Origin of the sequence: Lactiplantibacillus brownii (assembly GCF_031085375.1) — a bacterium.
Classification (GTDB): domain Bacteria; phylum Bacillota; class Bacilli; order Lactobacillales; family Lactobacillaceae; genus Lactiplantibacillus; species Lactiplantibacillus brownii.
Window position 1 is genome coordinate 41,715 of record NZ_JAVCWF010000003.1, and the last position, 9,795, is coordinate 51,509.

General features: G+C 37.0%; 10 protein-coding genes and 2 pseudogenes. 9 read left to right on the forward strand and 3 right to left on the reverse strand.

Annotated elements, in window-relative coordinates:
* Positions 1-102: 102 nt before the first annotated feature.
* From RA086_RS14590 to RA086_RS14610, 5 genes and pseudogenes are all read left to right on the forward strand, one after another.
* On the forward strand, positions 103-684 hold the full coding sequence (locus RA086_RS14590; RefSeq protein WP_003685528.1) for a recombinase family protein: 582 nt from the start codon (positions 103-105) through the stop codon (positions 682-684).
* 148 nt (positions 685-832) lie between these two features.
* Positions 833-1,046, forward strand: a pseudogene (locus RA086_RS14595) (DNA adenine methylase); the annotation flags it as partial.
* A 69-nt stretch (positions 1,047-1,115) separates the two neighbouring features.
* A complete protein-coding gene (locus RA086_RS14600) occupies positions 1,116-1,802 on the forward strand; it encodes an IS6 family transposase (RefSeq protein ID WP_259692317.1) in 687 nt (228 codons plus the stop codon).
* A gap of 615 nt (positions 1,803-2,417) precedes the next feature.
* Positions 2,418-2,714 (forward strand): hypothetical protein, encoded by a 297-nt coding sequence (locus tag RA086_RS14605; RefSeq protein WP_308704543.1) that lies wholly within the window; start codon positions 2,418-2,420, stop codon positions 2,712-2,714.
* A gap of 4 nt (positions 2,715-2,718) precedes the next feature.
* A complete protein-coding gene (locus RA086_RS14610; RefSeq protein WP_259692315.1) occupies positions 2,719-3,519 on the forward strand; it encodes a hypothetical protein in 801 nt (266 codons plus the stop codon).
* Positions 3,520-3,894: 375 nt separating this feature from the next.
* Here RA086_RS14610 and RA086_RS14615 read toward each other — a convergent pair whose 3' ends face one another.
* Together RA086_RS14615 and RA086_RS14620 are read right to left on the reverse strand one after the other, a co-directional pair.
* Positions 3,895-4,128, reverse strand: a complete 234-nt coding sequence (locus tag RA086_RS14615; RefSeq protein WP_259692313.1) for a hypothetical protein — start codon at positions 4,126-4,128, stop codon at positions 3,895-3,897.
* Positions 4,121-4,909, reverse strand: a complete 789-nt coding sequence (locus tag RA086_RS14620; RefSeq protein ID WP_063490540.1) for a ParA family protein — start codon at positions 4,907-4,909, stop codon at positions 4,121-4,123. The genes RA086_RS14615 and RA086_RS14620 overlap by 8 nt, the downstream gene beginning before the upstream one ends.
* Positions 4,910-5,618: 709 nt before the next feature.
* Between RA086_RS14620 and RA086_RS14625 the strand changes: the two genes are divergently transcribed.
* Both RA086_RS14625 and RA086_RS14630 read left to right on the forward strand, forming a co-directional pair.
* A complete protein-coding gene (locus RA086_RS14625) occupies positions 5,619-5,951 on the forward strand; it encodes a hypothetical protein (RefSeq protein ID WP_308704544.1) in 333 nt (110 codons plus the stop codon).
* Positions 5,952-6,421: 470 nt separating this feature from the next.
* A pseudogene (locus RA086_RS14630) lies at positions 6,422-6,541 on the forward strand (type II toxin-antitoxin system YafQ family toxin); the annotation flags it as partial.
* A 299-nt stretch (positions 6,542-6,840) separates the two neighbouring features.
* On the opposite strand, the gene RA086_RS14635 reads toward RA086_RS14630, so the two are convergent.
* Positions 6,841-7,803: a hypothetical protein gene (locus RA086_RS14635; RefSeq protein WP_082617786.1), complete on the reverse strand. Its 963-nt coding sequence runs from the start codon at positions 7,801-7,803 to the stop codon at positions 6,841-6,843.
* 323 nt (positions 7,804-8,126) lie between these two features.
* On the opposite strand from RA086_RS14635, the gene RA086_RS14640 reads away from it, so the two are divergent.
* Positions 8,127-8,936 carry a ParA family protein gene (locus RA086_RS14640; protein ID WP_308704545.1) on the forward strand — a complete coding sequence of 270 codons (810 nt, stop codon included), beginning with the start codon at positions 8,127-8,129 and terminating at the stop codon, positions 8,934-8,936.
* Positions 8,937-8,939: 3 nt separating this feature from the next.
* Positions 8,940-9,182, forward strand: coding sequence for a hypothetical protein (locus RA086_RS14645; protein ID WP_003590746.1), 243 nt, complete (start codon positions 8,940-8,942; stop codon positions 9,180-9,182).
* The last annotated feature ends 613 nt before the right edge of the window (positions 9,183-9,795 follow it).

Sequence of the window (9,795 nt, forward strand, 5' to 3'; positions counted from 1 at the left end):
TTTCCAACGGCCAATAGAGTATACCCTAGTGGTCTTTTTTATTTCTGTGCTATACTAGGAATTACAAGTGTTCATTAGAACTGTCCAAAAGGAGAATTGGAAATGGCTAAAATCGGTTATGCGCGTGTGAGTTCCAAGGAGCAACATTTAGATCGGCAGCTAGCGGTTTTAAAGGGCGTTGATAAGCTATTCACAGATAAATTGAGTGGGGCCAACACCAATCGACCAGAACTGCAAAAAATGCTCGCCTATGTTCGCGAGGGTGATATTGTCCTGGTCACTGAATTAGATCGCTTAGGTCGAAACAACCAGGACTTAACTAAGATCATGAACACCATTCAAAATAAGGGGGCCACCCTAGATGTGTTAAACTTGCCGTCCATGACAGGGATTGCGGATCCTAATTTACGCCAGCTCATGACGAATCTCATTATTGAACTGTATAAATATCAAGCTGAAAGCGAACGTAAGCGGATCATTGAACGGCAGCAACAAGGGATTGCCCTCGCTAAACAGCAGGGTAAATATCATGGTCGGAAACCTCAATATGCCGAAGATGATCCCCGTTTACTACATGCTTTTAAACTTTACCAGACGGGCATGAGTGATGTAGATGTTGCCCGTAATACCGGGATTAAACGGACAACCTTTATCAGATACCGAAAGAAATTCGATGTGCATTGAACCGGTTTACATGAGATAATCAGAATAGATTAGAAGCCCTGAAACAGGCGTAAAATAACAAATGCTTAAAAATGATGCTACTGGAAGTTGGTCGCATCTTTAATTAGTATTTAAATTAAAAATTAGAATCTAAAGGAGAACTTATATAATGACAATACACAAGAATCCTTTAGTTAAGCCCTTTGTCAAATGGGCTGGGGGAAAGCGACAATTATTACCAGAGATAAAACGTTATTTGCCGTCAAAAATTAAAAATTATTACGAACCATTCGTGGGAGGGGGCGCTGTTTTTTTTAGATATACAATGTCCACACCCCATAATTAACGACTTTAATGATGAATTAATCAATACCTATCTAGTAGGGTTCTGGTGCAAAGTTTACTCAGGGAGAGTGCATCCTGTATCATGAATTGAAACTGGAGGTTTTCAGATGACTGATCATTTTAAAGGACGACAATTCAATCAATCAGTGATTACTTTTGCCGTAGGCTACTACTTGCGTTACAACATCAGTTATCGAGATCTAGTTGAAATGATGCGCGACCGTGGTATTTTCGTGCATCACACAACCCTCATGCGTTGGGTACAACATTACTCACCGATTATGCGGGCTCTATGGCGTAAGCGCCATCGGCGCACTTCCAAAAGTTGGCGTATGGATGAGACCTATATCAAGATCAAAGGTCAATGGAATTACCTCTACCGTGCCATTGATGATCAAGGTCTTACGCTTGATTTTCAACTGCGCAAGAAGCGTGACTTTAACTCGGCCTATCATTTTCTCAAACGCCTTTTAAAGACCTATGGTCTTCCACATCGATTAGTGACTGATCAGTACGGAGCGACCCTAAAGGCAATTAAAAAGCTTACTAGGGAAGGTTATCTGCACAAAGGTGTGCATCAGTGCTCCAAATATCGCAATAATCTGATTGAGCAAGATCACCGTTTTATTAAGCGGCAACAAGTTCGTTCCGCAAGTTATCAGATCACTCGGACAGCAGCTAGGACATTATACGGCATTGAAACCATGCATGCGATACACAAAGAAAGCCGAAAGAAGCTAGGCCTCTTCGGCTTTTCAGCGTATCAAGAAGTCGACCAATTGTTAGCGGCATAGGCTACAACCACTAAACACAGTCACTTTGATCTACGCTTAATTTCAACTTTGCACCAGAACCCCCTCACCGGGTGAAGGAGTCGAAAAATAGATGCCCGGGGAACTCAACAACCATAATTATTGAGTTCAAAGCTAAACTTGCTACTGTTGCAAGCACGCAGAAGACGACTTAGGGAGCTCTAGCAGACTAGCCTGTACTAAGTAGACCCTGTTAGCAATGGCGCTAATATTTTCTATTAATAGGCGGGTTGGACAATGTGAAGGATAACTGAAAGATATGGGAACGTGTGGAGATGGGGAAACCCTGAGAGTGCTGAGATAGGTGAGGCGGTGCTCTGTTAGAAAGCTATTCACATGATGCTGAACCTAGCATGACTAAGAGAGGTGAGAGCTAACCGAGCTGAACGATATGCCCAGATGAAGCCTTACAGAGTTTTTTCTATCCAAACTTTTCATGGGAAGACTCTGTTCAATTCTACCTTCACCTCACTCAATCCCAGATCAGCTCAGTGCAAAAGTCAACAATAAATACAAGAAAAATACATAAAACAGGTACAGACATATGTTCGGTTATGGTAAACTGAACTTAGGATATAGCTGAGTTTGGAGGTTATTATGATGTTGTTTGAACTTGAAAGAGCAATTAATAGCGGTGTTTACTACTTGGTTAGAAACGTGCAGACAGGAACCACTAGAGTTAGGTTTACTGGTTGTCCCACGTTAGCAGATTATGATGAGCAGGATAGGCATGATTCAGGAACTGAAATGTTTGGGGCTTCAAGTTTTAAGACAATCAATTACATAAAACCATATAAGCGGGGCATACAATATTGTCTAGTTGAACAAGTCCCGGGAACAAAGCAAGCCAGAATACTCAGGAAATTGTATGAATTCAGCAATGAAGGAGAATGAGAATATGCAAATTGCAGTTTCAAATAGTGCATTGATGAATGTTGAAGAATCATTTTTGCAGAATGCTAAATATTTTCTGGAGAAACTTCAAGAACAGTATCCATATGACTCTAAAGTAGATGAGGTTGATGATTCATATTCCACTGAGGTTATTTATATATTTTTTTATAATCACGCTTCCTCTTTTATGTCTGATGATATTATTGTTGTTACCAATTACCGGATATTTAGTGTTGCAAAAGTTGAAGATTTTACAGCTAATAACTTTAATGTAAACTTACACACGTTTATGGATTCAATAAAAAATGTTGTTTACAAGAAAGCATCCATTGAAATTCAAGCAGATAATGGTTGGTATATATTTAAATCTAGTGATGAAGCAGATCAAAAATTTGTGACCGCGGGGAAACATGTGGATGATCAAATTTTAGATATAAATAGAAAACTGGTTAGTACAAAAAAAGTAGCCACACCAATACCTGCACCAGTAGAAAATACTACCAATGATGAGTCTAATTATGATACTGATTCTGGTGGTTTTATATTTGTTGGGCCTAAGACAGATGATTATGAATATGAAAATATGGTGTATGTTCAAGCTCAGAATATTAATTGGATAGATAATACTGGTGATTTTGTTCGTGCTATGGACAAAATAATGAGTAATTTTAGTGAATTTGTTGGGCCAGATGAATGTATTTTTAACATGAGGTACACCACTCAAAGTATGGGTGATTCATACTCAGTTAATGCTGTTGGAGATCTATGCAAAAAGAAGAAGCAAGAAGAGAAACCAAAAGAATAATTTGTAGTATACAAAAAGGGATTAGCTCAATGATAGATAAGTGAGTTAGTCCCTTTTATTTTACAATCTACCTTAGGATTAAGTTAATCCTTCAAAATTGGCACAACCCAAAAGGCCACTCATCTCATTACGAGGTGGGTGGCTTTTTTGTGTGCATTCTGCTTCATTTAAACGGACAAGTATACGTCTAAAAGTTGAACGTGTTGTCTGAGAGCGCGATATTATTTATTTTTTACTTTGTTAGCATCGCCGGTTTCCAAAGTCTGTATTTGATCTGAGATATCTTCATCAAATATAATAGTTGCTCGTTTTTTATTCAGCAAAGCACCTCAAGATTTTGTAATTTAAAATAAATAATTTATTTTTTATTTTAAATTATTTATTATTTTCTCCAAACTCGCCTGAATTGATAGCGTATTTAAGCATAGAGTCAATGACATCAACTATCTTAGCTTCCTTATGATAGGCTATATCTTTAATCATTTTATACGTACCTTCACGTACTTGTACGGGCCTAGTGACTTCTTTTTTTTGTTTAAATGGGCTTTCATTGTCGCCTAGTTGTTGGTTAGCTTGTTTTGCTAATTTGTCTAAAAAATCATTAGCCATTTTCCATTTCTCCAATCCGTTTTAGTTGTTCTTTTAGCACCATATCGTACATTCCAATTGCTCGTTTATCCCAGTGGTCTTCATTTTTAATGCCTTCGTTTGAAAATAGCTTAACTCGCTCTTGCTGCCAAATTCTGTTGGAAAATACAGCATCTCCAAATGAATCTATGGCAGCTTGTGTTATTTCTTTATCAACTTTGGCATCTTTTTTAACAAGATAAAGAATTACACCAGCAACGTTAAAAGATGCTTGATAATCACTTTTTAGTTGAAACATATACTGCGCAGTTTTAAGGACAGATGTGTAAGCTTGCTTTTGAGTTTGCAATACTAACGATATATAGTCACTAGCTAAGATTGCATTATTGGTAAAAATGGAGAGTGTTGGTGGAACATCAATAATAATGTAGTCAAATTGTTCTTTAAAGCTCTTGATCAGCTCGCTTAATATAAGCATGCGGTCATGAGACTTAATTTTTTCGGCTTTACCAGGCCATAAACTTAGTTCCCAATCAGCTGGAATTATTGAGATATTATCGGTTAGAGTAACTACTGATTTGCTTAGATCTAAATTTAGTAGTCCGTTGTAAAGAGACACAGCCGGTTCAATTTCTTTGCTAAATGTGGATTTCATAATTTCGGTAGCGTTTGCCTGCGGGTCGAGGTCAATAAGCAAAACTTTGTTTTTGTTGGCACCCAATAAATATGTGTTCATGACGCTTAGCGTAGTCTTGCCTACGCCACCTTTAAAGTTAAAATGTAGCAATGTTTTAGCTCTCATAGTATATCCTCCAATGACGCAATGATAACACAATAATAAGATAATTTAAAATAAATAATATGTAATTTAAAATAAATAATTTATTATTTATAATTTTGTTTAGAGTTGACAGCCATTCTATGAAAGGGCTATAATCATTGGTGTTGACAGTCCTAGTCATTATCAACTAAAGCAACAATAAAAAACTGCATATAAAAAAACACCCACCGACGGTAATCGGTGAGCGCCATAAAAGTCATATAAGTTACTGACTATTATATCATGGCCGGTGCAATTTTTAAAGCCCTAGGGGACAAGCTGGGGTCTAAATCTAAGGGGACACGTTTGCCAGGGCGACTTCAATAAGTCTGGCTATACCACAACAAGGTCATCTGTACGGCTGGGTGGTGAATGGTGAGCGCGACCATTAACGGCGCGGGTGGTAAAACGAAGCTTCGGCTTGGTGCCACTGATTAGTTGGTGATCGAACAAACATAAATACGTATTGCCAACGCCTACTAGGGCGTTTTTTAGTAGGTTAAACCGAAAACGTAGGTTTATAATGAGTGGTGGTAGCAATACCGCAATTGTACAGACAAGCGACGGGCGTTAACGACCGACGAACTAAGGGGAAACTTTTAGTAGTAGAATTGTACTCTGGTTCAGTTATTCCAAATAACTGTTTCCAGGGAACAATTCTGCGCTCAAAACGTCACTCCCTCTAAACTGAATGGAAAACCGTAACCCGTCAAGACAAATTCCAAAGAAAAAAAGAAAGTTGGTGGAATTGTTGGAATGTAAGGATTACATTGTTCCATTGAATCCAGATGTGATCGTTAAGAAGACAATCTATCGGAGTTCTGCAAGAATTACTGATCGACAAAGGAACCAAGTGAAGAGAGTTTTGCGTAGTCAAGGGTATCAGGGAAGAATTAGTAGTATTCGATATACTCGGGTAAATTACAAGTATTCCTTTAAAGTATCCGTGAAGTATCAGGGGAGTGTCGGTAAGTTTTTGGTTAATACAAAGAATGAGACAGTTGAATTTAAGGGAATGGTCTAGGAGTAATACCAGTAATTTTCACAAACTTTCTTTCCCCAATTAAAGCCAATCTGCGACCTATACCACTTCTTTTTTGGACAAGTTCACAATCAAAAAATAACGGAATGTGGAAGTGCCGCGGTGAATGTGGGTTACTTGGGATAAGCCGCCTTATGTTAACTAGCTTAAAATTGCACAATAAAAAGGCCTACCCAATTGAGGATAGACCTTTTTACTTTATTCGGAAGTTTGTCAAATGGTGTTGAAGGATAGTTTCTATCCTTTGGAGATCTCCTCGTGTGGGAGATCTTTTTTGTTGTTTTATTAGTTGCGGCGTTTAATCTGGTGTGTTGTCTGAATATCGTACTTGAAGGCATAACAAATAAGCCTACCATCGTGACGTTATTGTGGTAGATAATCTAGGCAATCAGCTGGTAGACGCGTGTGAACATATTGGCCTGATTGGAGAAGCCATAACAAGCACGTTTGAGCTCCTTGATCTTACGATTGATACAGATGAACTAGTCTTAATTGGAATTCGAGTAGGATCGCATGATCGTTTATTTCCTGGTCAAAATCGTTCCAAAAGGTATCGAAAAAATGACGAATAAAAGAAGTCATTTATACCATATAAAAACAAATAGCCCCCAACATCTACATTATAGATATTGGGGGCTATTTTAACAATGTTTTTTAGGGGCGATTTTGTTGGTAATGACTAATCATGGTATTCTGGTTAAAGGTCATGAAGACATCTCTTTTCTTATTTGTTGTGGTAACTATAAGAATAGGTCTTCATGGCCTTTTTGGTCTAGTCATTTAGGTGTTGCACTTCAATTTTAAATCCGGCTATTTTTTTCATTCAAATAATAGAGATTGATGTGTATCTAAAAACCGTCGATTTAACACACTATTTCTGGGTGGTAAAAATTAATTTAACACTGTCAGCATTAACAGTATCAGACGTATTATCATAACTTGTTGATAACACCTGACCATCTTTTAATTCCATAACAACATCCTTCGAGCTTGGATTTAATTGAACATCTCGGCTATCACCAGTTGTGTCATCATATTGAGAAATTTTCCATCCAAGATTGTCATATTCCTCATCCAATACACCATTGGTTGATAACTTATAGGTTCCAGCTTTAATATCACGGCCAACTACCCATTCGCCCTGGCCTAATTGATCTCCTGCAGTGGTATTCTTTGATACTGCTGTAAGCTTAATTTTCGATATACTATCCAATTTAAGAGTATCGCCATCAAATAAAATTATACGAATCTTACTTGGATAGCCATTATCACTGCCACTAACAGCACCAAGATAATTAATAAATAAGCTGTCAACGCTTTTTCTTTCACCTGTAATATTACCGCTCCCACCCAGAATTTCTAAATCATAAATTCCCGGTACAACCTCGGAACTTTTACCAACAGTGATAGTTCCTGTTACCATTAAATCTCCGGTTGATTTTCCATTTGCGGCTAGCTTATTCAATAATTCAAGTGAACTTTCTTTCTTACTGTCTTTCTTGGACGAAGTTGTGTCAGCTTTTTTTACTCCATTTGAAGAAATTGACGATGTTTCACTTGCATCCTTCGTAGCATTTTCAATACTTTTTGAGTAGAAGGACTGTGACACAAGAACCAAGATTATTGTCACAACAGACAAAATTGTTCCTATCAGTCCTAATGTAATTTTACCCTTAGCTTTCTTTGAAATAATTAGTGTGATTATCCCTAGAATTAAAGCAATTATTCCAAACACAAAAGAAATATTATTGACTATAGGAATTAATGACCCTAAAAGACCCAGTCCTCCCAAAACAATTGTAACTATGCCCAATGCATAATGCCCTTTTTTCATTCCAAGTTCCTCCAATTGTGATAACTAAACACAATAATTAATGTATCACATTGTAAAACTAGCAACAAGAGCACGCCCGTAATACAGGAATTAAACGGACAATCTTTATAAGGTATCGAAAGAAATTTAATGTTAACAGATAATAGGTATGACTAATTGTTGAAGCCTATTTATACCACCAAATAAATACCTTTATGCGTTTTATGTATTCCATTAGTACTACTTTTATCTTGATTTTGTGTTCTTAAAGTCGTATTATGTAGGAGAACAAGGTATTTGTTAAGTATTACCTTTATCTTTATATGTTAGGAGGAAAGTGTGTTATGCAAGTAATCAGTTTTATGGCTATCAAAGGTGGCGTTGGTAAAACCACAATGGCATTTCAGTTCGCCAAATTTTTACAAACACAAGATCAAAAAGTTTTGATGATCGATTTGGACGCACAGAAGAGTTTGACGGGCACTTTTGAAAATGAACATTTTAATTTCAGTGGAAAGCCCACCATTGCAGATGTCCTAGAAAAACCAAGCTCCGGGTTAATTGAGACACAAGTTCAGGATAATATCGCGATAATTCCATCAACTAGCAACCTGGAAGAAGTAGCAGATCGTTTAGCCTCAAAACCAAATAGAGAATTGCTATTATTTATGTGGTTTGTTAAAAATGCGCAAGAACTGAATCAAAAATATGACTACATAATTATCGACTTGCCACCAGCTTGGAACCTGTTAAGCAAAAATGGTGTAGCTGTAGCCGATAAAATCATTTCTCCAATGGAACCAAGTCGATTTGGGTATGAAAGTCATACAAAAGTATTGCAAAGTGTGGGAACTTTACAAGATGAAGTTGTTGATCCAGTTAGTGGTAAATCATATATTACTGCCAAAGTATTCTTTTTAGGCAATCGAATCAAACACAATACTAATTCTTCTCACGAATTTTTATCAGCACTCAAACATATAGATAATGTCATTGGGGTTATCCCAGAAAAGGAATTAGTTAACGCTAGTATGCTTGCAAAGGAGGGCATACTAGAATATGCAACCCAGAATGACAAGTTGCATGAACAAGAGCCATTTCTCAAACTATTAAGTGACGTGTTTTCAGAAATCCAAAAACAGGGGAATGATTAACTTATGGCAAACAAATTTGAAAAGTTTTCAAGTACCAACAACGATTACCAAGTGGCTAGAGACATTCAGCAAAAAGATGCACTTAACGAAAAATTGAATTGGGAACGAAAAGTAAAGACAAGCTTCTCAATTCAACAAAAGAATATTGATCGTTTAGATGAAATGGTTAATCAGTTGAACGCAAAATCGAGATCAACCTTATTAGATACCATAATAGAAAATGCTTATAGAGACTTTCAAGAATAATTGAGTGGGGAAAATGATGAAATCACAAATAGTTGATAGCAATAATTGATACGAAGACCTTGTATCTGATCAACGGACCGATGGGGGCTGGTAAAGTATACAAGACAGAATAAAGTTGCCGGTAGGTAAGCACTATGCTAGACTAAGACTAATTTAACAACCGAATAGAAGATCAAGCTAAACCAAAAAGTCCCCAATTCACGAGGAATCAGGGACCTTTGGTTTAGCAAGTAGCTAACAGGCAGCTACTTAGATTCAGTCGATTTTAACTTGCCGGTCTAAATCGACTGAACATTGTTCTTAATTTGTAGGTCAATTATACCGCAAACCAGTCCCAAAGGACAAGTTAAGGATAGTTAAAAACAAATTAAAGTCAATGGACTAAGTAGCTAACTGAAGCTATTTAGTCCATTTTTTGTTGTTAGAAATAAAAAAGTTGCCGACTGGGAAACTCACAAACAGACACATGCTGGTAAATTACAAAGCATTCATTTATCCGTGAGGCTTTGTAATTCAGTTAAAGCATATCAGATTTGTATTTTAAAGCAAATCAAATGTTTTAGCAACTCTCTTTTGAGACAGCGTGTGTCAGTCAAGAAAGGGAGTTTTTATT

Coding starts and splice junctions, on each gene's coding strand:
- RA086_RS14590 (WP_003685528.1), top strand. CDS start 103: ATGGCTAAAATCGGTTATGCGCGTGTGAGTTCCAAGGAGCAACATTTA.
- RA086_RS14600 (WP_259692317.1), top strand. CDS start 1,116: ATGACTGATCATTTTAAAGGACGACAATTCAATCAATCAGTGATTACT.
- RA086_RS14605 (WP_308704543.1), top strand. CDS start 2,418: ATGATGTTGTTTGAACTTGAAAGAGCAATTAATAGCGGTGTTTACTAC.
- RA086_RS14610 (WP_259692315.1), top strand. CDS start 2,719: ATGCAAATTGCAGTTTCAAATAGTGCATTGATGAATGTTGAAGAATCA.
- RA086_RS14615 (WP_259692313.1), bottom strand. CDS start 4,128: ATGGCTAATGATTTTTTAGACAAATTAGCAAAACAAGCTAACCAACAA.
- RA086_RS14620 (WP_063490540.1), bottom strand. CDS start 4,909: ATGAGAGCTAAAACATTGCTACATTTTAACTTTAAAGGTGGCGTAGGC.
- RA086_RS14625 (WP_308704544.1), top strand. CDS start 5,619: ATGGAAAACCGTAACCCGTCAAGACAAATTCCAAAGAAAAAAAGAAAG.
- RA086_RS14635 (WP_082617786.1), bottom strand. CDS start 7,803: ATGAAAAAAGGGCATTATGCATTGGGCATAGTTACAATTGTTTTGGGA.
- RA086_RS14640 (WP_308704545.1), top strand. CDS start 8,127: ATGCAAGTAATCAGTTTTATGGCTATCAAAGGTGGCGTTGGTAAAACC.
- RA086_RS14645 (WP_003590746.1), top strand. CDS start 8,940: ATGGCAAACAAATTTGAAAAGTTTTCAAGTACCAACAACGATTACCAA.